This window comes from Acetobacterium sp. K1/6, from assembly GCF_034438075.1.
GTDB classification, from domain to species: Bacteria; Bacillota; Clostridia; order Eubacteriales; family Eubacteriaceae; genus Acetobacterium; species Acetobacterium carbinolicum.
The window spans coordinates 75,109-98,287 of sequence record NZ_JAXQGA010000002.1 but is presented as its reverse complement, the minus strand read 5'-3'; the positions used below and the strand labels follow the sequence as shown (position 1 = coordinate 98,287).

Annotated in this window: 21 protein-coding genes; all 21 read right to left on the bottom strand. The window is 41.5% G+C overall.

What is annotated here, in order from left to right; all coding sequences use genetic code 11:
* Positions 1-3: 3 nt before the first annotated feature.
* The 21 genes from U2P91_RS02340 to U2P91_RS02240 all read right to left on the bottom strand — a co-directional run bounded on the left by U2P91_RS02340 (position 4) and on the right by U2P91_RS02240 (position 23,168).
* Complete coding sequence (locus tag U2P91_RS02340; protein WP_111886601.1) at positions 4-633, bottom strand: MBL fold metallo-hydrolase; 630 nt, start codon at positions 631-633, stop codon at positions 4-6.
* A gap of 19 nt (positions 634-652) precedes the next feature.
* Complete coding sequence (dtd, locus tag U2P91_RS02335; protein WP_111886600.1) at positions 653-1,105, bottom strand: D-aminoacyl-tRNA deacylase; 453 nt, start codon at positions 1,103-1,105, stop codon at positions 653-655.
* A 9-nt stretch (positions 1,106-1,114) separates the two neighbouring features.
* A complete protein-coding gene (locus tag U2P91_RS02330; RefSeq protein ID WP_322518983.1) occupies positions 1,115-3,286 on the bottom strand; it encodes a bifunctional (p)ppGpp synthetase/guanosine-3',5'-bis(diphosphate) 3'-pyrophosphohydrolase in 2,172 nt (723 codons plus the stop codon).
* A 32-nt stretch (positions 3,287-3,318) separates the two neighbouring features.
* A complete protein-coding gene (locus tag U2P91_RS02325; RefSeq protein ID WP_111886598.1) occupies positions 3,319-3,837 on the bottom strand; it encodes an adenine phosphoribosyltransferase in 519 nt (172 codons plus the stop codon).
* 12 nt (positions 3,838-3,849) lie between these two features.
* Positions 3,850-5,955, bottom strand: coding sequence for a single-stranded-DNA-specific exonuclease RecJ (gene recJ / locus U2P91_RS02320; RefSeq protein ID WP_111886597.1), 2,106 nt, complete (start codon positions 5,953-5,955; stop codon positions 3,850-3,852).
* Between the two features lie 127 nt (positions 5,956-6,082).
* Complete coding sequence (gene secF / locus U2P91_RS02315; protein WP_111886596.1) at positions 6,083-6,976, bottom strand: protein translocase subunit SecF; 894 nt, start codon at positions 6,974-6,976, stop codon at positions 6,083-6,085.
* Between the two features lie 13 nt (positions 6,977-6,989).
* A complete protein-coding gene (gene secD, locus U2P91_RS02310; RefSeq protein ID WP_111886595.1) occupies positions 6,990-8,258 on the bottom strand; it encodes a protein translocase subunit SecD in 1,269 nt (422 codons plus the stop codon).
* 27 nt (positions 8,259-8,285) lie between these two features.
* Positions 8,286-9,761, bottom strand: coding sequence for a glutamate--tRNA ligase (gene gltX / locus U2P91_RS02305; RefSeq protein ID WP_111886594.1), 1,476 nt, complete (start codon positions 9,759-9,761; stop codon positions 8,286-8,288).
* Positions 9,762-9,837: 76 nt separating this feature from the next.
* Positions 9,838-10,770, bottom strand: coding sequence for a tRNA epoxyqueuosine(34) reductase QueG (gene queG / locus U2P91_RS02300; protein ID WP_111886593.1), 933 nt, complete (start codon positions 10,768-10,770; stop codon positions 9,838-9,840).
* Positions 10,771-10,914: 144 nt separating this feature from the next.
* Entirely contained in the window at positions 10,915-11,499 is a 585-nt protein-coding gene (yihA, locus tag U2P91_RS02295) for a ribosome biogenesis GTP-binding protein YihA/YsxC (protein WP_111886592.1), read from the bottom strand.
* A 36-nt stretch (positions 11,500-11,535) separates the two neighbouring features.
* Positions 11,536-13,920 (bottom strand): endopeptidase La, encoded by a 2,385-nt coding sequence (gene lon / locus U2P91_RS02290; RefSeq protein ID WP_111886591.1) that lies wholly within the window; start codon positions 13,918-13,920, stop codon positions 11,536-11,538.
* A gap of 145 nt (positions 13,921-14,065) precedes the next feature.
* On the bottom strand, positions 14,066-15,337 hold the full coding sequence (clpX, locus tag U2P91_RS02285) for an ATP-dependent Clp protease ATP-binding subunit ClpX (RefSeq protein WP_322518982.1): 1,272 nt from the start codon (positions 15,335-15,337) through the stop codon (positions 14,066-14,068).
* An 11-nt stretch (positions 15,338-15,348) separates the two neighbouring features.
* Positions 15,349-15,966, bottom strand: a complete 618-nt coding sequence (clpP, locus tag U2P91_RS02280) for an ATP-dependent Clp endopeptidase proteolytic subunit ClpP (RefSeq protein ID WP_111886589.1) — start codon at positions 15,964-15,966, stop codon at positions 15,349-15,351.
* A 27-nt stretch (positions 15,967-15,993) separates the two neighbouring features.
* Positions 15,994-17,292 carry a trigger factor gene (gene tig / locus U2P91_RS02275; protein ID WP_242988562.1) on the bottom strand — a complete coding sequence of 433 codons (1,299 nt, stop codon included), beginning with the start codon at positions 17,290-17,292 and terminating at the stop codon, positions 15,994-15,996.
* Positions 17,293-17,478: 186 nt separating this feature from the next.
* Entirely contained in the window at positions 17,479-18,183 is a 705-nt protein-coding gene (locus tag U2P91_RS02270) for an ABC transporter ATP-binding protein (RefSeq protein ID WP_111886587.1), read from the bottom strand.
* 10 nt (positions 18,184-18,193) lie between these two features.
* Positions 18,194-18,952, bottom strand: a complete 759-nt coding sequence (locus tag U2P91_RS02265; protein WP_322518981.1) for an ABC transporter ATP-binding protein — start codon at positions 18,950-18,952, stop codon at positions 18,194-18,196.
* Complete coding sequence (locus U2P91_RS02260) at positions 18,949-19,956, bottom strand: branched-chain amino acid ABC transporter permease (RefSeq protein ID WP_322518980.1); 1,008 nt, start codon at positions 19,954-19,956, stop codon at positions 18,949-18,951. Before U2P91_RS02260 ends, U2P91_RS02265 begins: the two co-directional genes overlap by 4 nt.
* A gap of 3 nt (positions 19,957-19,959) precedes the next feature.
* Entirely contained in the window at positions 19,960-20,865 is a 906-nt protein-coding gene (locus U2P91_RS02255; RefSeq protein WP_111886584.1) for a branched-chain amino acid ABC transporter permease, read from the bottom strand.
* Positions 20,866-20,936: 71 nt separating this feature from the next.
* Positions 20,937-22,088, bottom strand: coding sequence for an ABC transporter substrate-binding protein (locus tag U2P91_RS02250; RefSeq protein WP_242988561.1), 1,152 nt, complete (start codon positions 22,086-22,088; stop codon positions 20,937-20,939).
* An 88-nt stretch (positions 22,089-22,176) separates the two neighbouring features.
* Positions 22,177-22,818: an endonuclease III gene (gene nth / locus U2P91_RS02245; RefSeq protein ID WP_111886583.1), complete on the bottom strand. Its 642-nt coding sequence runs from the start codon at positions 22,816-22,818 to the stop codon at positions 22,177-22,179.
* Positions 22,815-23,168, bottom strand: coding sequence for a cupin domain-containing protein (locus U2P91_RS02240; RefSeq protein WP_322518979.1), 354 nt, complete (start codon positions 23,166-23,168; stop codon positions 22,815-22,817). The genes nth and U2P91_RS02240 overlap by 4 nt, the downstream gene beginning before the upstream one ends.
* Positions 23,169-23,179: the final 11 nt, after the last annotated feature.

The following is a 23,179-nucleotide window of genomic DNA, read 5'->3' as shown; positions in this document are numbered from 1 at the left end:
TCTCTAAAAACGCCCCTTTAAAAAAGGATTGTTCGTTTTTTCGTACCCAATGGTCGTATTCTCGCCATGTCCCGGCAATACAGTGGTTGCATCGTCCAGAACAAACAATTTTGATTTAATTCCATTTAGCAATTCATTCAAATCACCATCGGCAAAGTCAGTCCGACCAATGGAGGTATTAAAAAGGGTATCTCCGGCAAAAAGCTGATCCTCTGCCAGAAGACAGATACCGCCCTTTGAGTGGCCTGGTGTATGAATCACCCGGAAAGCAATATTACCTAAGGTAATGGTCTCATTTTCATTTAAAAAACCATCAGCCGGTTCCAATATCATCGACATGCCTGCCAGAACCGAAAGGTTACGTCGCGGATCAATAAGACAATCAGCATCATTTTCATGAATGAGAACCTTGGCACCGGTTAACTTTTTAATCTGATTGACACCACCAAGATGGTCAAAATGACCGTGAGTCAGCAAAATATAATTCACCTTCAGTTTGTTTTCATTAATGATATCAGATATCCGCTGATCCTCAAACCCGGGATCAATGACTGCTGCTTCCAACGTTTTTTCATCCCAGACCACATAGCAGTTCGTTCCCATCTGTCCCAGGGATTTTTTTATTACTTTCATCTGTTTCTCCCTAATTTATCTAAAATTTCTTTTCACTGTCAAGTAACAAAGTTACCGGCCCGTCATTGACGATTAAGACTTCCATTTCGGCCTGAAAAACACCGGTTTCAATTTTCTTTATTGGCTGATCTTTCAATTTATCAACAAAAATAGCATATTTTTTCTCGGCCTGGTCCACTGGGCCACTTCGGGTAAAGCCTGGGCGCCGCCCTTTTCGACAGTCACCATAAAGGGTGAACTGAGAAACCAGCAAAAGTTCCCCATCCACATCAAGAATGGACCGATTCATTTTTCCATCAGCATCTTCAAATATTCTCAGGTTGACCAGTTTATTAATAATATAGTCCATATCGGTTTCGGTATCGTCTTCTTTAATTCCGAGAAGTACATTGAGTCCTTCGGCAATTTTTCCCACCGACTCATTACCAATCCGTACTTCTGAAGCGGATACCCGCTGTATGACTGCCCGCATAACGTCTCCTTATACTCGGTAAATCTGGATAATTTCTTTTATTTTGTTTAAATTTTTAATTAATAAATTTAGTTCCCGACGGCTTTTAACTTCAAGGGTGGCTGAAAAAAAGTCGTATTCATTTTTTTCATTTTTGGCATTGAGCGCGGTCACGGGTATGCCCATATCGAGAAAAGTCTTTGAAATCTGGATGATCGTTCCAGGGGATTCCTTAGCTTTGATGTGAATTTCTGCTGTAAAAGAACCCGTACTGTATTTATTCCATTCCACTTCCACAATCCGATTGGGATCGGTAAGGTTTAAAACATTAGAACAATCCGCTCGATGAACAGAAATACCCCGCCCTTTAGTAATGTACCCAACTATTTTATCGCCGGGCACCGGATTACAGCATTTAGCAAAATGAACATCAATTTCATTATGTCCGGCAACAATGACGGTGCTACTGGTTTTCTTGGCATCCTTGGTGGGCTTTTTTAAAACAATTTCTTCAACTTCTTCAGGAAATTCCTTGGGAAAAAGCAGTTTCATTTTCTGAAAAACAGTTCCAATTTTTATCCCATTATAACCAATGGCAGCATAAAAATCATTGAGGTTTTTAAAACTGCATTTTTCAGCCAGAAGTTCCAGGTTATTCAAGTTCAAAAGATTAGAGTGTTGCAACCCCTCACGCTTGATTTCCCGTTCCAGAATACTTCGACCCTTTTGCACATTTTCGTCTTTTTCTTCTTTTTTAAAATACTGCTTAATTTTATTCCGGGCGTGGGCACTTTTGACAAAGGTCAACCAGTCCCGACTGGGGCCGTTGGAATTTTTAGAAGTCATGACTTCGACGATGTCCCCGCTTTTTAAAGGGCTGTTCAGTGGCACAATTTTATTGTTTACCCGAGCCCCGACGCAGCTGTTTCCGATATCACTATGAATCCGATAGGCAAAATCTAGGGGACATGATCCCGCCGGCAACGGAACCACCGCACCTTTGGGTGAAAAAACATAGACCTCTTCGTTTAGCAGATCCACCTTGATGGTTTCCACTAGTTCCCCGGCGTCTTCCGAATCACGCTGGAGTTCAAGCATTTGGCGCAGCCAGGACATCTGTACTTCATACTTGTTGTCCTTGGCATCCATTCGGCCTTCTTTATACTTCCAGTGAGCGGCAATCCCATACTCTGCGGTTTCATGCATTTCTCTGGTGCGAATCTGAATTTCAAAGGGCTCCCCTTTGGGGCCCATAACCGTTGTATGAATGGATTGATAGAGATTGGGTTTAGGCATCGCAATATAGTCTTTAAACCGTCCCGGAATCGGCGTCCATTGAGAATGAACCACTCCCAGGACGCCATAACAATCTTTTAATGAATCCACAATAACCCGAACTGCAATCAGATCATAGATTTCATCAAAGCTGCGGTTCTGATTCTTCATTTTTCGATAGATGCTATAAAAATGTTTAGATCGTCCGTAAATTTCAGCATGCGTGCCGACTTTATCAATTTCTTTAGCTAAAACATCAATTACATCAGCAATATAAGCTTCCCGGGCACTTTTTTTAATTTTAATTTTCTGAACCAGATCATAATATCCCTCTGGGTCCAGATACTTTAGTGCTAAATCTTCAAGCTCCCACTTGATCGTAGAAATTCCCAGCCGATTTGCCAAGGGTGCATAAATATCAAGCGTTTCTTTGGCTTTTTCAAGCTGCTTTGCTTCGCGCATGTATTCCAGGGTCCGCATATTATGTAGCCGGTCAACCAGCTTGATTAGAATAACCCGAATATCTTTCGACATCGCCAGAATCATTTTGCGAAGGTTTTCGGCCTGACTTTCCTCTTTGGATTGAAAACCAATCCGTCCAATTTTTGTGACACCTTCGACCAAATCTGCAATATCTTCATTAAACTCTTCCTTGATATAATCATAGGAATAGATGGTATCTTCAATTACATCATGTAAAATGGCAGCAACAATTGTTTCTGTATCCATTTGCATTTCAGCTAGAATGTAAGCAACAGAAACCGGATGAATTACATAGTCCTCTCCAGACAAACGTTTCTGATCTTTATGGGCTTCCCTAGCCAGGTCATAGGCCTTATTGATCATATCCGTTTCGGCATCTGGATTGTTAGCTTTTACCAGGTTTATTACATTGTCAATTTTTCCTTTTACTGCGTCATTATCCATATCGTTTCTGCCTTTTTAATTAATGAGTACTTTTAGTAGGGGTAGGTCACAATCGAGTGTACAAAATAATTCTTAAGCAGCTCGCGGCCGCCTAAATCTGTCAGTTCAATCAGCGTAATAATACCTGAAATTTCCCCACCCAGATTTTCGATCAGTTTAGTCGCCGCCATCATGGTTCCGCCGGTGGCCAATAAATCATCGACGATGATAATCCGGTCTCCCGGCTTGATGGCATTTTTTTGCATCTCCACAACATTTGATCCGTATTCCAAATCATAGGCTTCTGATGAAATTTCACCAGGTAATTTACCTGGTTTTCTTATCGGCACCAGACCCGCTCCGATTAAATAAGCCAGTGGCGTGCCAAAGATATAGCCCCTGGCTTCTGGAATTACGATGATGTTTGCATCCAGAGCTTTTGCAACCTTAGCCATCTCGTCAATGACATACTGAAAAGCCTTGGGGTTTAAAATCAGGCTGTTAATATCCTTAAAGCTAATGCCTTCTTTTGGAAAATCTTCATAAATGCCAATATTCTCTTTTAGATCCATCTTAAATCTCCCTTATCGTTCACTAATCATTTTTTTTAATTTTATCATTAGTTTCGTGTTTTGAATATCCTTTTTTTTCCTTGTTTCTATTATTTTGGAAAAAAGCAAACCATCCTTAAATCCATACGCAATCAACCCGACTTCCCTTAATACTTCACATGCCATTAAAAAATGAAATGGCGATAGGTCAGGATTCTTTTTTGAGTAAACGGATATCCCACTTCCTGACGCATTACCAAGGATAAGATAAACGTGTTTGACCGTCTCTCGCAGTAAATGCAAATCTCCAGGATTAATGTTATCCGTTGCCAAGTCAATTAAAGCTCCTGGATTTTCTGATTGGACAATCGCTTTTACTAAACGCTTGGCCGTTTCCAAATTCCAGATGGGATTCAACCTGATGTCTTTTACCAACAATTGCAGGGTTTTATTTCCCCGATATTCATTTGCGTCTAAACGACATAACAATTCCACGCCCTGATAACCAGTCAGCGCTAAATCCGGCTGCGTGCGATAAAAATCACCAAACCCAAAACCAACGCCCTTGATATCATTTCTCAAGCTCAAACGTAAATGATTAGCTTCCTTCCCCATGGTTCCCATTGAAATAATGTCTGGCTTGTCAATGACAAACTGTACCCCGGGATTACCAAGACCGCAGGGTTCAAAACGAGAACAGACTTCAAAAAGTTCCCAGGTGATTTCATCTTCACTGATAATGGCATCATAGGGAATTTTTCTGATCAGGTGCTTTTTTATTCCAACAGACTCCCCGTAATTTTTGATTTTTTCAATCATTGTTCCAATATTTTGTGCTTTAATACTAAAACCAGCAGCTTGATCATGGCCGCCGTAACTGCTGAAATATTCGCCACAGGACTTAAGCGCCTCAAAAATATTAAACCCTTCAACACTGCGACACGATGCCTTCCCAATACCATCAACGACGCTGATAACGATCACCGGGCGATAGTATTTCTCCTGAATCCGGCTGGCTACAATACCAATCACCCCGGAGTGCCAGTTCTCACCCACAACGATCATGATATCATCCTTATTCAACTCCTGCGATTCGACTAGCACAAGGGCGTCCGCCAGGATAGCCAGCTCCAAATCCTGACGTTTACGATTCTCCTCACTTAAAAACTTAGCCAATTCCATCAGCTTTACCGGGTCGCTTCCGGTGAGTAAATCAACAATGTGATGTGCTTCACCTAAACGGCCGGCGGCATTAATCTTAGGACCCAAAACAAATCCAAAATGCCAGGCCTTTAACTGCGTCAATTCACTGGCTTCTATGAGTGCTCGAATGCCAGGATTTCTAGGACTAGAGTTTAAATACGCTAGTCCCAGAAAAACCAAGCTTCGATTCTCGTTCTGAAGCGGAACCAGATCAGCAACGGTGGCCAAAGCCACACACTCTACAGCATTCTGTAAATCCAGATCGACGTTTAACCGGATACTTATTGCTTGGGCCAGCTTAAAGGCCACACCAGCACCACATAATTCTTTAAAGGGATAGTTTGAACCGGGCACCTTGGGGTTAATGATTCCAAGTGCTGCCGGAAGCGTCCCATGACACTCATGATGATCGGTAATGATCACGTCCATTTTATGTTGATTGCAGAATTCGACTTGATCGTTGGCCGTAATGCCGTTATCGATCGTAATCAGCAGGCCTACCCCCTCGTCAACTAATGTCTGCAATGGCGTCGTATGAAGTCCATAACCTGTAATCAACCGATTAGGAATAAAATAGGTGACATTAAATCCATTGCTCTTAAGAAAGTGAAGCAGAATCGATACTCCCGTTGTGCCATCGGCGTCATAATCACCATAGAGACATATCTTTTCATTGGCTTCCTGCGCTTTTACAATCCGCTTTACAACTTTTTCCATATCATTAAAAAGAAACGGATCATGCAAATCATCATGAGAGGGATTGAGGTAACGTTTGGTTTGTAGAATCGAGTCCATCCCACGATTAATGAGTATTTCGGCAGCACGGCTTCCCAAATCCAAATTTTGCATTAACTGCTTTTTTAAACTTTCATAGTCTGATGGATTTAAATGACTGTTTTTATTTTTCCTCAATATCCATTTGGTTTTATCTGACATCTTTACCTCGAGACTGAATCCAAAATAAACTTCCTGAATTCTTTAACACCTAAAACGAAAGCGTCAGGGAGTTGCCTCCATGACGCCAAATCATTCTTAAATCACGTTTGTTATCTTTTTTGTAACACTAGTTTTTGAGCGCTGTTTTCTTGCTTGCCTGAAATTCTTTGACCTTACACCAAAGCGTACTGGCAACAAAGATCGACGAATAGGTTCCGCTTACAATCCCTACCATTAACGGTAATGCAAAATCCTGTACTGCCGGGACCCCAAAGACATACAAGGCGCCGATCGCCAGTAAGGTAGTAAATGACGTATTGATACTTCGTTGTAGCGTTTGAGATACACTGGTATCAACTAAGTTAGCGAAATCATATTTGCCGAATTTGGGACGGTTTTCCCGGATTCGGTCAAATACAACAATGGTATCATTGATGGAATAACCCAAAATCGTTAACAAGGCTGCGATTAATGGCGAATTGACTTGAATCTGGAAGATCGAGTAAACACCCAACACGATGATCAGATCATGGATTAAGGCAACCACTGCTGCTAGTCCAAACATAAATTCAAAACGAAAGGTAATGTATACCAGCATCAGTAAAACCGCGACAACAGCAGCAATCATGGCACTGTTGGCCATCTCCGCACCGATTGAAGGGCTCACTGTATCAATCGATAACAAGTCGGTATCCTCTAAATTGTATTTTTCCTGAAACTTAGCAAATAATGCCTGTCGGTCATCAGTTGATAAGTCTTTTTTAGTGGAAATAATCACCTGAGTTTTGGCTTCACCGGCATAGGTCACATCGGCACTTGAGTCATACTCTTCAATCAATGCCTTGGCATCACTGGTTTCAAAGGGTGTATTAAGTTCAATGGTTACAATGGTTCCGCCAATAAAGTCAATGCCGAAATTTAGTCCATTGATAAATAGCGAACCGATACTGATGGCAATAAGTATCAATGAGAAGGCAAACCATATTTTGCTTTTTTCTACTACTTGAATGTTCTTTTTCATTATGGTCTCCTTTCTATATTCCGTAAAACGTATTGCTTTTAAACAATTCCGTTTTTACAAGTAAAATAATCAGTTGCTTGGTAATCACAACGGCGGTAAACATACTCACCAGTATTCCTAAAATCAAGGTGACGGCAAATCCCTGGACACTCCCACTTCCTAAAAAGAAGAGGACAAAACCGGCAATTAATGTGGTCACATTTGAATCCAGAATCGTTTTAAACGCTCTTGAAAAACCATTGTCAATCGCTGTCAGCAAGGATTTCCCTAATCGTGCCTCTTCTTTGATTCGCTCAAAAATAATAACATTGGCATCTACTGCCATCCCAATGGTGAGAATCAGACCAGCAATACCCGGCAGTGTCAAAGTGACATTGAGAGCTGTCAAAATAATCATAAAAAAGATGATAAAGATAACCAGTGCCAGATCGGCAATAATTCCCAGACCACGGTAAAAAACGAGCATAAAGATGAGTACCAGGCCAATTCCGATCATCCCGGCATAAATGCTTTTATCGAGGGAATTCTGACCTAAGGTTGGTCCCACTGTTCTTACTTCAATGGGTACCAGTTTGACTGGCAGGGCCCCGCCACGAATGAGTGAGGCCAGATTTCCCGCTTCATCGATGTTTCCAATGCCTTCAATCACAGCTTCTCCGTTAGTAATTGCCACGTTAACCGTTGGTGACGAAATAATTTCGTCATCCAGTTTAATCTTAATCGCCTGTCCAATGTATTTTTGGGTGGCATCAGCAAAAAGCTTTGTACCTTCATCGCTGAATTTTAAGGTAACAACCGCTTTTTCTAAGCCTGAACTATCTGTTTGCATAACACCCTTGGAATCAACAACGTCTTTCCCAGTTAGGATAACGGTTTCGTCAGGTCCCACAAATTCCAACTGGGCTGTTTTTCCGATGAGTGTCAGTGCTTCTTCCTGATCACTAACTGATGGAATCGAAACCCGGATCCGGTTATCACCCTGTTTGGTGATCGTTGGTTCTGAAACGCCCAGGGTATCAATTCGCTGCCGAATCGTTAGCATGGCGGACTCAATTTTTTCTGCCGTCACTGGGTCATCATCCGTTGCTTCAGCTTCCAAGACTACATTTACCCCGCCGGTTAAATCCAAGCCGTAGTTGATATTATTGCCAACATTACCGATGTCATAAACACCCACTGACACCCCACTAAAGAGTATATATCCCACTAACGCAATAAACAGTGTAATCAGGATCAATTGAATGCCGCTTTTTCTCTTATTATTTGATTTTTGCTTACTCATGTGCTTTCCTCCTTTGTTTTTAATTTATCATTGCATAATCGATGCAACTGACTTGATTCGGCTTAAAACCTCATCTTTTCCCAATACATCCATAATTAAAGTCAGATCCGGTCCATGCATTTCCCCTGTGATCATGATCCGGGCTGGCATAAAGAGCATCTTTCCTTTTATTTTTTCTTCTTTTTGAATTTCTTTGAGCATCGCTTTTCCTCGGGCGGCGTCCAGTACTTCGGTCGCCTCGATTTTAGCAATAAGGGCTTCATAAAGGCGTTTTGACGATTCTTCGTGTAATAATGCCAGCGCTTCCTCGTCCTCAATGATAAAATCATTTTTAAAGATCAATTCCAGTTCCTGAGGTGCCTGGGCAAAATATTCAATCCGATCTCTTAAAATCTGTGCAACCTTGAATAGCCATTCCTGTTTTGCTGCTACTTCTTCCTGAGTAATCACCGCGGCATCGACTAAAAAAGGCGTCAGATGACTAACCAGCGCTTCGATTGGTAATTCTTTGATATAATGGGCATTCATCCAGTTGAGCTTGGCCCGATCAAAAACAGCTCCAGATTTATTGATTCGTGAAAGATCAAACGCCTCGATCAATTCCGCCATGGAAAATATTTCTTGTTCATTCTCCGGACTCCAACCAAGTAATGCCAGAAAATTAACCAACGCTTCCGGCAAATACCCTTTCGCCAAAAAATCACCTACTGATACGTCACCCTGGCGTTTGCTAAGCTTTTTACGGTCATCATTTAAGATATTGGGCAAATGAACAAATTTGGGCGGTTCCCAGCCAAAACATTCATAAAGATAGGTGTGTTTTGGTGTTGATGGCAACCACTCCTCTCCCCGAATAACGTGGGTAATCGCCATCAGATGATCATCAACGACGACCGCCATGTGATAGGTCGGGAATCCATCTGCTTTTAGCAGCACCTGATCATCCAAGTCGTTGGTATTCATCTCAATGACTCCCCTAACCATATCATCAAAGGTAATTACATGGTTTTCCGGTAATTTCAATCGGACGGTGTAGGGTAGCCCCGCTTCAAGCTTAGATGTGATTTCCGCTTTTGATAATTCTCGACATTTGCCATCGTACTTAGGGGTTTCGCCCTTTTCCTTTTGGCTATTTCTGACCTCATCCAACCGATCTTTAGTACAGAAACAATAATAAGCTTGTCCCTGATCCAGGAGTATCTCAATATATTTTTTGTAGATATCCAGGCGTTGCGACTGAATATAAGGGCCATGCTGACCTTTTTGAATGACCTTATGATGTTCTTTTATTAAGCCTTCATCGGGAATTACACCAGTCATGTTCAGTGCATCCAGTAAATTATCCACCGCACCTTGTTCTAACCGTGTTTGATCGGTATCTTCAAGACGAAGCAGAAATTCTCCGTCCATTTTTTTCGCATATAAATAGTTGTACAGTGCTGTCCGTAGGCTTCCAACATGAACATTCCCTGTTGGGCTCGGTGCAAAGCGATCTCGTATCATTTTTCCTCCATGTTTAACTAAAATAAATATAAAAAGTTCTTTAACTTAATTATTATAACACTTAATCTGCAATTATTCATGCCTTTTTTAGGATTAGTTGGGCATTTCGCATAAGATTTTTTTTACCCCGCCATCCACTTGCTGTTTTTCCATAACGAATTTTATAGTCCCTGTTCGTCAACATCAGAATTTCTGACAGCGGTGGCGAGGCGGTCTCTGCTTCAATCCAAAAGGCTTTCTCCCGCGTTTTCTTCAGGTCCTGGTTGTAGGGACACACCTGCTGGCAAAGATCACATCCATAGAGATAGGTGCTGATCCGGTTTTCTTCATCGGGTGTAAGGGATTTCTTTTGCGTAAGATATGAAATACATCTTGACGGATCCAGGCTGAAGCCTTCGCCGAGGGCTTGATTGGGGCAAACATCCAGGCAGCGTCGACAAGTACCACAGCCATTTTCAACCAATTGGGGTTTTGTAAAGGTAATGTAAGTATCCACCAGTATTTGTCCGATAAAGAAAAACGAACCGAAATGGTGATTGATCAGACAATTGTTTTTACCGAAAAAGCCCAAACCGGCACGGTAAGCCGATCCCCGATCAACTAACGGACTATTATCAACAAACACCTGATAATTCATCGGTAATTCTCCTGAATTTTGCCGTTCATCGTTTATGGCTTGCATCAATTCATTCATTTTTCGCCTCAACACCCGATGATAATCTTCTCCCCAGCTAACTGAAGCAAAATGACCACGCAGTTGACCATCCACGATTCCCTCAAAGGTCTGATAGTTATTGACACCGATAACAATCCCCGCTTTTGCAAACGGATAGGCGCTGCGATAATCAATCCTTTCAATGGGCACTCCCCCCTCAAAACCAGTGGATAATCCAGCCTGGTGACGCTTGAGCAAATGAGGTAGACATTCTGTTAGCGGTTCCACCGCAAAAAAACCAACAAGATCGATTTCGAGTTGTTTTGCCAAACACCGAATTTTTTCTTCAGTCATCGTTTACCTCATTTCTAATCACCGCAGAACTGGAAAAAGCTTCCTGCTAATAGGAAGCTTTTTCCAAGACAACAACGCAAAGTTCAGATCAGTTCGATCATTCTAACGTAGTCATCTGCTTGTATCCCATCAGGAAGCCCTTTTTTACTTTAAGACCTTTTCAATGTGTTCCCAAACTTCTTCCTTACCCAGCTTTGTTTCTGCTGAAAAAAGAATCACTTCCCGGGAACTTCTCAGATTCAATGATTTGGCAATATGGCTAAGTGATTTTTTTTGATTAGTTTTTGATATTTTATCCGCCTTGGTGCCGATAATCATGGGATTAAGACCGTAATGGACCAACCATTCATACATCAGCAAATCGTCTTCGGAAGGATCATGCCGGGAGTCAATAAGCTGAAAAATCATTGCGACATTTTCTCTGTTTCTTAAGTATTTCTCAATCATTTTTCCCCATTTTTCCCGTTCCGTTTTTGAAGCTTTGGCATAGCCGTATCCGGGCATATCGACAAAGTGAAACCGGTCATTAATCCGATAGAAATTCATGGTTTGGGTTTTTCCCGGTTGAGAGCTGGTTCGTGCCAGTCTGCGACGTTCAATCAAGGTGTTAACAAAGGTTGACTTTCCAACATTTGAACGCCCCAGCAGCACTATTTCTGGTAGATTGTCATCCGGGTACTGAGCTTCCGCCACAGCACTGATGACAATCTCTGCTTTTGTTACTTTCATTACGTTCTCCATTTCCTGGGAGTCTGGTCAATCTCTTTATTGTAACTGTTTAAAGACGATTTTTGTAACCTCGCTCATTTTTGAAACAGACTGAATATGTAAAGCCTCCAAAACGACATTTGGGACATCTTCCAGATCTTTTTCATTTTCTTTTGGTAAAATAATTTCTTTGATTCCGGCGCGATGGGCGGCTGTCAATTTTTCCCGCAGTCCACCAATTGGCAGAACTCGACCGCTCAGAGTTATTTCCCCGGTCATCGCTAAATTTTGCGGCACTGGCGTATTGGTCAGTGATGAAATCAGGGCTGTCGTAACGGTGATCCCTGCCGATGGACCATCCTTAGGGACGGCACCCTCTGGCACATGGAGATGAATATCTTTTTTAGAGTAAAAATCTGACTCGATCCCCAACACCGCAGCCTGAGAACGAATGTAACTAATGCCCGCTTTGACAGATTCTTTCATGACATCACCAAGCTGACCGGTAATTTCAATCTTTCCAGTCCCATCGACAACAATCACTTCAATTTGCAGGGTATCGCCACCAACTGGTGTCCAGGCTAAACCATTGACCAGACCGACTTCTTTTTTGTCACCAACGGTATCAAAGGAGTAACGATGCTTTCCTAAGAATTTTTCCAGGTTCTTCTGGGTAATGCTGATACTTTTTTTCTTATGCTCAACAATTTCTTTGGCGGCGACCCGACAAACCTGGGCAATTTTTCGCTCCAGTTCCCGGACACCGGACTCTCTGGTGTAATACTCAATGGTATTTTTAATCACCGCTTCACTAAATTTACAGGTCGATTTTTTTAACCCATGAATTTCTAATTGTTTTGGAATTAGATAACGCTGCGCTATTTCTACTTTTTCACTTTCAACATAGCCGTTTACTTCAATGATTTCCATACGATCCAGTAGTGGCCTGGGAATACTTGATAACGAATTGGCCGTTGTCAAGAAAAGTACCTGGGATAAGTCAAAAGGCAGTTCCAGATAGTGATCGGTAAAGGTATTATTTTGCTCTGGATCTAACACTTCTAAAAGTGCTGAGGCTGGGTCACCATTGAAATCCTGTCCCAACTTATCAATCTCATCCAGCAAAAACAGTGGATTCCGGGTTCCGCATTTTTTAATGTTGTAAAGAATCCGTCCGGGAATAGCACCAATATAGGTTCGTCGATGACCTCGTATTTCAGCTTCATCCCGCATCCCGCCCAATGACATCCGAACATATTCACGGTTAAGTGCCCGGGCAATAGATTTTGCGATCGATGTTTTACCCACTCCAGGTGGTCCCACCAGACAGATTATTGGTGATTTCAAGCTTTTTGAAAGCTGGAGCACTGAGATATACTCCAGTATTCGCTCCTTTACCTTTTTTAAGGCGTAATGATCTTCATCCAATATTTTTCTGGCAATTGAAACATCGATGGTTTCTTCGGTTAATGTATTCCAGGGAAGATCGAGTATCCATTCCACATAAGTCTGAATTAACCCCGCTTCAGAAGAACCCTGTGGTACTTTATTTAATCGGTTAAGCTCTCCTAAAACCTTATCCCGAACCTCATCGGCAACATCCAGGGCGGCCAATCGTTCCCGATAAACATCCAGTTCATTTTGAACGTCGCCTTCTCCTAATTCATTTTGAATCACTTTTATCTGTTCCCGAAGATAATACTCCCGCTGGTGCTTATACATTTCACTGCGAACTTTTTCGTCGATATTGTGTTCAATCTTAATCATTTCCACTTCTTCGACTAAAATTTCATAAGTCAGCACCAATCGTTTATTCACATCGGTTTCCTGAATCAGTCGCTGGCTATCTTCCAGATCTAAAAACAAATTGGCACCGATAATATCGATCAGCTGATCGGGATCATCTAAGGAATCCATTGCCAGAATCAGATCGGTAGCGACCTTCCGGGTCACATTCATATAATTGGCAAACGACTCTCGAATCATTCGGACTAATGTGCGATTCTCTTTTGTATCATAGTACACCGAACGAACCGGTCTGGTGGTAACTAGAAAATAGGGATCCAAGCTTTCAAATTCGACAATTTCCCGTCTTTCCTGAACTTCAACCAGAACTCTGACAAGATTATCTGGCATTTTAAGCAATTGTTTGACCTTGACTCTGCAACCAATACGATAAAAGTCATCCGGGTTGATATCTTCTTTGATGACTTCCTTTTGGGTGACTAAAAATGCCATCTGGTCCCGCTCCATCGCAGCTTCTAACGCTTTGACAGACTTTTCTCGGCCCACATCAAAATGAACCACCATACCTGGAAACACACTCATTCCCCGTAGCGGTATGAGTGGCAGGGTTTCTTTTTCCTGAACAAATAGCTCCGGTTCAGTCAGACCGATCGGGTCAGTATTTTCTTCCGGAATTTCTTTTTTTTCGATACTCAAATTAATCAACTCCTTACCGCTTCTATTATAATAGTATTTTACTATTTCTGATAAGCCAAACTTTAAAAAAAGCCGCGCAAAATTTCAAATACACGGTATTAAATACCAAAGAGTAGTTGGTCTTTTGAACGGCCCTATAATAAATCTAAGATACTACATCATTTTTATTAGTTTTGCTATCATTTTTTTGTCCTAAAATCATAATCGGTTCAACTTGTTTCTCAACCACTTCTTTAGTGATGATTACTTTTTCAATATTTTCATTGGAAGGTACTTCAAACATAATATCTAGCATAATATTCTCGATGATCCCCCGAAGACCTCTGGCACCAGTTTTGGTATCCATGGCTTTTTTGGCAATCGCTACCAGGGCATCCTGATGGAATTCCAACTCAACCCCTTCGATTCGAAACATTTTAATATATTGTTTTACCAATGCGTTTCGCGGTTCTGTGAGTATTTGAATCAATGACTCTTCATCCAGGTGTTCAAGTGAGGCGATCACCGGGATTCGTCCAATAAACTCTGGAATCAGTCCATACTTTAGCAGATCCTGGGGTTGCACAGAACTTAGATTATCATCTTCGATTTTCTCTTTGGAACTGCGAATGTCTGCTCCAAAGCCCATCGAACTTTTTTCCGTTCGCTGTTCAATGACCTTATCCATGCCATCAAATGCCCCACCACAAATAAATAAAATATTATTGGTATTAATCTGGATAAAATCCTGATGGGGATGTTTACGTCCACCTTGAGGCGGAACATTAGCCACTGTGCCCTCTAATATTTTTAAAAGTGCCTGTTGAACACCCTCACCACTAACATCTCGAGTGATCGAAGGATTATCACCTTTTCTGGCAATTTTATCGATCTCATCGATGTAAATAATACCTTTTTCAGCCTTGGCAACATCAAAATTAGCGGCCTGAAGAAGTTTTAACAAAATGTTTTCCACATCCTCACCAACGTAGCCCGCTTCAGTTAACGAAGTGGCATCAGCAATTGCAAAAGGAACATTTAAAACCCGGGCCAGTGTTTGGGCTAAAAGGGTTTTTCCAGATCCAGTAGGTCCAATTAAAAGAATATTACTTTTTTGCAATTCTACTTCCGCATCATTTTCGTCCATCGCGGTAATCCGCTTGTAGTGATTGTAAACAGCCACTGCCAGCGCTCGCTTGGCGTGATTTTGAGCAATCACATACTCACTCAATTTTTGCTTAATCTCTTTCGGTTTGGGAACATCGTCAAAGACAATGTCTTCAGGCATACTGTCCACATCCATGATTTCTTCACAGAGTTCAATACATTCATTGCAAATATAAACGCCTGGTCCTGCAACCATCCGTTTTACCTGAGATTGGCTTTTACCACAAAAGGAACATCGAGCATTTTCGATGCTATCTTCATTTCTTGCCATTTTTAAGCCTCCTATCTCGACACAATGATCTCATCAATCAATCCGTAGGCCTTGGCTTCGTCAGGATCCATAAAATTATCGCGATCAGTATCTTTAGCAATAGTTTCCAGGGGTTGCCCGGTCTGCTCGCTAAGTATTAAATTTAGTTTTTCTCGTGTTTTGATCAGACGTTTTGCATAAATTTCCACATCCGTACTTTGACCCTGGGCACCCCCAAGAGGTTGATGAATCATAATCTCACTATTTGGCAGGGAAAAGCGCTTTCCTTTTTCACCGGCCGCCAATAAAAACGCCCCCATCGATGCCGCCAAACCCACACAAATAGTGGAAACATTACAGCGAATATAGTTCATCGTATCGTAGATGGCAAGCCCCGCTGTAACTGACCCGCCGGGACTGTTGATGTAGATTTGAATATCTTTTTCAGCATTATCTGCTTCTAAGAAAATCAATTGTCCAACAATCAGCGACGACAAATTTTCGTTTATTTCGCCATTTAAAAAGATAATCCGTTCTTTTAACAACCTTGAAAACAGATCATATGATCGTTCGCCCCGGCCTGTCTGTTCAACGACCATGGGTACTAGATTGTTAGAAATTAATGATTGTGTTGTTTTACTTGTTAGCATGAATACATTTTCCTGCTTTCTTATTTATTACTCAGAAATATTAGTAGTAGCTACATCTACCAGCATTTCCACTGTCTTTCTTCTAATAATGTTTGCCTTGATATAGTCTAGCATTCTTTCCTGAAGGCCTTTTTTATAGTCTTCAAAGTCATGACCATAGGCATCTGCAAACACTTTTATTTCTTCATCCATTTCTTCATCAGTTGCTTCTAACGCTTCTATTTCACCAATTTTCGAAAGAATCAATTCGGTTTTTATATTTCTTTCCGCATCTTCTTTCAGATTTTCTCTAAACTCATCGCGATTAACATTGGTAAATTTAAAATAGTCATCTAACGAAATTCCCTGTTGTTTCATTTGCGATTCAAAGTTTTGCAGATTATTGTCCACTTCTTCTTCAATCATTAAATAAGGAACATCAATTTCGGCATTTTCGACGGCAAAATTAACCGCTGCTATTTCTGCCGCTTTTCTTAGTTCTGCAGTCTTAGCGTCTTTCAAACGCGCTTCAACATCTGCTTTGAGTTCATCCAACGTGTCAAATTCGCTGGTATCTTTGGCGAAATCGTCATCGAGTTCCGGCAATTCTTTTTCTTTGATTCCCTTGACTGCTACTTTAAACACTACCGCTTGACCTTTAAGGTTTTCAGCATGGTATTCATCCGGGAAGGTCACATTAACGGTTGTTTCTTCACCGATTTGGACGCCAATTAATTGCTCTTCAAAACCTGGAATAAAGGCTCCACTACCAATAACCAGCTCATGATCGGTATCTTTACCGCCAATAAAAGGCTCATCATTTAAAAATCCTTCATAATCAATGGTTACTGTTGCACCATCTTTGACTTCGCCGGTTTCTAAGGTAACCAAGCGAGCATTTTGATCTTGCATTTTAGCCAGCTCTTCAGCCATCTCTTCGGCGGTAATCACAGCTTCTAAAGAATCCACTTCAGCGCCTTTGTATTCACCCAGTTTAATCTCAGGTTTAACACCAACCTTAACAATAAAAGTAGCACCTTCTTCTTCACTGATCTTTTCAATATTTTCAAGATCAGGGCGGGTTACCGGTTTAATTTCGGTTTCTTCCAATGCACTGGTATAAGCTGGCGCAAAGGCAAAATCGATGGCATCTTCCATAAATACATTTTTACCATAATAGGATTCAATTACCTGTTTAGGAACTTTTCCTTTTCTGAATCCTGGAACTGAAAAACGTTTTTTATTTTTATCATAGGACTTTTTGACAGCCTGTGAGTATTCCTCCGGACTAATTTCAATTTTTAAGGTGGCGATATTTTTTTCAATACTTTCTACTGTAGCACTCATGTTATCCTCCGTATCTTTCACTATAAATTATATTCACATTCAATTTTAACAGTATATCATAGGTATATTTCCATATCAAGGATGAAAATTAAGGTGTTTAAGAAATATTATCGGTGTATGCAGTCAATTTTATCAAAGATGAAGCACCTCATTAAAAAACTGCCTCGATTGAGACAGTTTTTTCGCTCAGCCGCCTAAGTAAGCTTGCTGAACTTCCGGGTTGACCAGCAGATCTCTGGCATTACCAGAAAGTTTGATATATCCGGTTTCCAGAACATAAGCGCGATTGGCAATATGCAAAGCTTTGTTAGCATTCTGTTCCACCAACAATACGGTCGTTCCGGCATCATTAACTGTTTGGATCATATTAAATATCTCATCAACAAGCAGCGGAGCCAATCCCATTGACGGCTCATCCAGAAGAATCAGTTTGGGTCGCGTCATCAAAGCCCGGCCCATCGCTAACATTTGCTGTTCGCCACCACTTAAGGTTCCGGCAATTTGTTTAATGCGCTCTTTTAGCCGTGGAAAATTCAGAAATATTTTTTCCATATCCTCCTGAATCGAAATCTTATCTTTCCTGATATAGGCGCCCATCTGAAGATTCTCCAAAACCGTCATTTCGGCAAAAATTCGTCGTCCTTCCGGAACATGAGCGATTCCCATCATTGGTATCTGATGGGCCGGTACCTTGTTGAGATTCTCTCCCTCAAAGGATACCATCCCTTCGCTAGGTTTTAATAGTCCCGAAATAGTCTGTAGAATGGTGGTTTTACCGGCGCCGTTGGCTCCGATAAGGGTAACAATCTCACCTTCATTCACCTCAAAACTAATGCCTTTAATGGCATGAATTTTCCCGTAGTGTACATTTAAATCTTTTACTTTAAGCATCTGCGGCCTCCTAATCACCTAAATAAGCACGAATAACATCAGGGTTGTTCTTGATTTCATCCGGAGTGCCTTCGGCAATCGTTTTGCCATAATCCACGACAATGATTCGTTCACAAATCCCCATCACCAACTTCATATCATGTTCAATAAGCAAAACGGTAATATCAAATTTATTTCTAATAAAGTGGATGGTTTCCATCAGTTCGGTCGTTTCATTGGGGTTCATTCCCGCCGCTGGTTCATCTAACATCAATACTTTTGGATCAGAAGCCAAGGCTCTGGCTATTTCAAGCTTTCGCTGCTGTCCATAGGGCAGGTTTTTAGCCAATGTATCGGCATACTCACCCATATCAAAGATATCAAGCAGCTTCATACATTCTTCTTGAGCTTTTTTTTCTTCCGCCCAGAATTTTTTGGTTCTGAACATTCCCTGAATCATATTGTAATCGATAAAATTGTGATAGGCTATCTTTACATTTTCGACTGCTGTCAAATCTTTAAACAAACGAATATTCTGAAAGGTTCGACTCGCACCCAGTTTGACGATTTCGTGGGCCGATTTTTTAATAATACTTTGATCATTCAGAAAAATCTCGCCCACAGTTGGTACATAAACTCCAGTGAGCATATTGAAGATGGTCGTTTTCCCAGCGCCATTGGGTCCGATTAGGCCAACCAGTTCGTTGGCGCTCAGATCGAGATTAAACTGATCAACGGCAGTTAAACCGCCAAATTGCATGGTTATATTTTTTGCTGATAAAACGGTCATGATGCTTCACCTCCGTCAATAGAATTCTTAACCTTTTTTCGTTGGATCAGTGATTCAATAAAAGCTGTTAGTGAGAATTCAGATCGTCCAAAAATTCCCTGTGGCCGGAAAATCATCATGATAATCAAGACTAGCGAATAAATTAGTAGCCGATACTCGGAAAAACTGCGAAGCATTTCCGGTAATACTGTCAAAACAATAGCTGAAATAATCGAGCCGGTGAGGCTTCCCAGTCCTCCTAAAACGACAATCACAAACATTTCAATGGAGAACATGAAGCCAAACTTACTGGGCTCCAAAAAAGATTGGTAGTGCGCATACAAAGCACCGCCAATTCCGGCAAAAAACGCTGCCAACGAAAATCCCAATACCTTATATCGCGTTGTGGGAATTCCTGCCGCTTCGGCAGCAATCTCGTCTTCCCGAATCGATATAATCGCTCGCCCCTGTTTGGATCGTCCCAAAGTGAAGATCAGAATGGCGACCAGAATTGTAATCCAATAAACATTATGAAAATTAACCAGTCTGGTAATCCCTTTTAAACCGGCCGCCCCACCAGTTGGTCCGAAATTGATAAAAAAGATTCGAATGATTTCAGAAAAACCAATCGTAACAATGCCAAGGTAGTCACCGCGCAACCGCAATGTTGGTGTCCCGATAAGGAAGCCAAAAATACCGGCTACAACACCACCAACTATCATGGCTAAAATAAGAATAAATAGCTTTGGCAATGGCAGGCCGCTATCGACCAGAGCCATCGAAAAAATGGCCGATGCATAAGCACCAATGGCCATAAAACCGGCGTGTCCTAAAGCCATTTCTCCTAAAAAACCGGCAACAATATTCAAACTCATCGCCATGATAATCATAATGCAGGTCATAATAGCAATTCCCACAAAATAATTATTCATGGTTTTCGTTTGAATTAACACAAAGAATACGAGATAGGTGGCAACAATGGCGATTGTATTAATTAAATATGCTTTTTTCTTATTGTGATCCATTGTCTATACCTTCTCTCTTGTATTTTTACCCAGAATACCGGTGGGTTTGAAAAGCAGTACAATGATCAAAATAGCAAAGACGATGGCATCTGCCCAGGTTGTCGAAAGATAGGCTTTTGTCAAAGTCTCGACCATCCCAATGATAAACCCACCTAACATTGCTCCGGGTATGATTCCGATACCGCCTAAAACAGCCGCGATAAATGCTTTTAGACCAGGCATAACACCCATCGTCGGGTAAACCTGAATATACGCGACACTAAAAAGAACCCCCCCCAATGCGCCAAGCGCAGAGCCCACAGCAAAGGTGAGTGAAATGGTCCGATTAACGTTAATACCCATCAGAATCGCAGCATCCTTGTCTTCTGATACGGCACGCATGGCACGACCCTGTTTCGTTTTTCGGATATAGAGATCCAACAAAACCATAAAAAACAATGACAAACCTATGGTAATCAGAGTGGTTGAACTGATTTCGATTTCACCTAATTTATAAATCGTTTCAGGAAAAATCTTGGGCATAACCTTTGGGTCCGGCTTAAAAATAATCAGTGCCAGATTCTGTAAAAACAGACTTACACCAATGGCTGTAATCAGGGCTGATAGTCTGGGCGCATTTCTAAGTGGCCGGTAGGCAACGAATTCGATCGTCACACCAATAATGGCCATAATAACCATTGAAGATAAAAGAACCGCCCAAACCGGCAATTGAAAACTGGTAGCGGCAATGAATGCAAAATACGCACCGAACATCATGATTTCACCATGGGCAAAGTTGATAAGTTTTATAATGCCGTATACCATGGTATAACCGATTGCGATGAGCGCATAGATACTCCCTACGTTTAGCCCGTTAATCAGCTGTTGCAGAAATAAATTCACGATGTATCCTCCTTTGTAGAATAACATAAAATGGATATAGAAGAGATGTGTCTCTCCTATATCCCTTTTGTTTAGTGTAATAATAAATTTATTAAAGACTAGTTATTAACCACTGTGGAATCAAATTTTAATTGACCGTCGTCAATTTTAATAATGGTAACTTCTTTGTCTTTGGGATTGCCTTCTTCGTCAAACTTTAAGGTTCCAGTAACGCCAGCATGATCAGTGGCATTTAATGCCGTGATAATGCCTGCCGCCTCTGTTGCTCCCGCCGCAGTAATTGCTTCTACCATGGTATAAACAGCATCATAACCTAAAGCCGCAAACGAGTTTGGCACTTTATTATACTCCGCTTTGTAGGCCGTAATAAAGTTCTGAACGGTTTCTGAGGGTGAATCGGCTGCATAGTGATTTGTGAAATAATTTCCCTGCGCGGCATCAGCATACTCTTCCTGTACGCCATCCCAACCATCCGCTCCGACAAATTTTGCGGTAATGCCCATTTCTTTAGCTTTTTGAAGAATGGGACCAACTGTTTGAACATAATCTGGAACAAACACAACATCCGGATTCATTTCCTTGATCTTTGTTAATTGAGCACTAAAATCTTTATCCGCTGTTCCATAAGATTCGCTGCCGGCAATGGTACCGCCTTTGGCAGTAAATGCAGCCTTAAATGCTTCTGAAACACCTTCTGAATAGGGATTACCAGTTCCAATTAATAAAGCTGCTGTTTTGGCACCTAATGTTGTCGCTGAGAAGTTTGCCGCAGCTTGTCCCTGATAATCGTCCAGGAAGCATGCTCTAAACACATTTGGCGCTTCTTGCGTTACTTCAACCGCCGTAGCAGTTGGCGATAATACTGGCATATTATCCTGTACCATGATATCTTTCATTGCTAAGGTCTCACCACTTAAGGTTCCCCCAATTACAGCAACAACACCATCCTGGTCTCTTAATCGGTTGTAGGCATTGATCGCTTCGGTTTGATCAGCTTTTGAATCATAAGCAACCAATTCGACGTTTTTCCCATCAATACCACCAGCCGCATTGATTTCCGCTACGGCTAATTGGGCCCCCTCTTCAGCTGAGCTCCCGTAGATGGCCGCATCGCCAGTCATTGGTCCAATAAAACCAAGCTTGACAACATCTGCGTCTGCACTACCACCGGATGTAGAACAACCTGCAAATGCAAAAATAGAAGCGGTGAACATCATTACGAGTAAAACACTAATAACTCTTTTCTTCATTTTTTCCTCCTTTTTCTTTTCAATGATTATTTATAGTGATTATCATAAACCATTCTTAAGAAAAACACAAGAAATAATTGATCACATCCTACGCTTCTTTATTATTTCCCCTGCCAAAATTACAGAGGCTTCGCAGCATACAACCACTGCAATTGGGATTCCTTGCCGTACAGCATTTTCTACCATGCCAGATCAACCAATGATGGGCCTGAGACCATTTATCTTTGGGGATGTTTTTCATCAATTCTTTTTCAACTTCCAGCACATTTTTCCCTTGGGCTAAGCCAATTCGTCGGGAAACCCGAAAGACATGGGTATCCACTGCAATCGCGGGAATATTAAAGGCATTGCTCATTACCACATTGGCGGTTTTGCGACCAACGCCTGGAAGCGTAAGTAGTTGCTCCATTTGATCAGGCACCGTGCCATTATATTCTATTAGTAGACGGTGGCAGGTCAAGATGATGTTTTTCGCCTTTGTTCTTGCTAAACCGCAGGTCTTAATTTTTGTGAGCAGGGCTTCCTCTCCCAAAAGTAGAATCGCTTCAGGTGTCTTGTAGTTTTCAAACAAATCTTTAGTGACAATGTTCACGCGAACATCCGTACATTGTGCCGAAAGGATGGTCGCAATCAGCAATTCAAAGGGGGACTTAAAATCTAAGCCACACTGTTCCTGGCCGTATCGGCTTTCCAGTGTGGCTAAGATTTGTTCGATCTTCTTTTTTGTCATGCGTTTTCATTAAGTATCAGTGCCATAAACACAAGATCTTCATCACCGGTATTGATAACACTATGGCTGCTTTGATCAGGAGTCACCATCACGTCTCCGGGCCCAATTTCAGCCTCCTTGCCATTGTCGATAACGATGCCTTTTCCCTGTAAAAAATAGAATACTTCCCGCTCATTGATGTGCTGATGCTCCCCAATGGAATCTCCAGGTTTCACCGTAATCTGGGCAAAGAGGCGACAATTTTTACCCAGAATTTCATTATTGGTGATATGAGTAATTTCAATATCACCCTTGCCACCCCGCATGTTTTGTTTAATTTCCATTCTTTTTGATTTGCTTTGTTCAATCATCATCTTCCTCC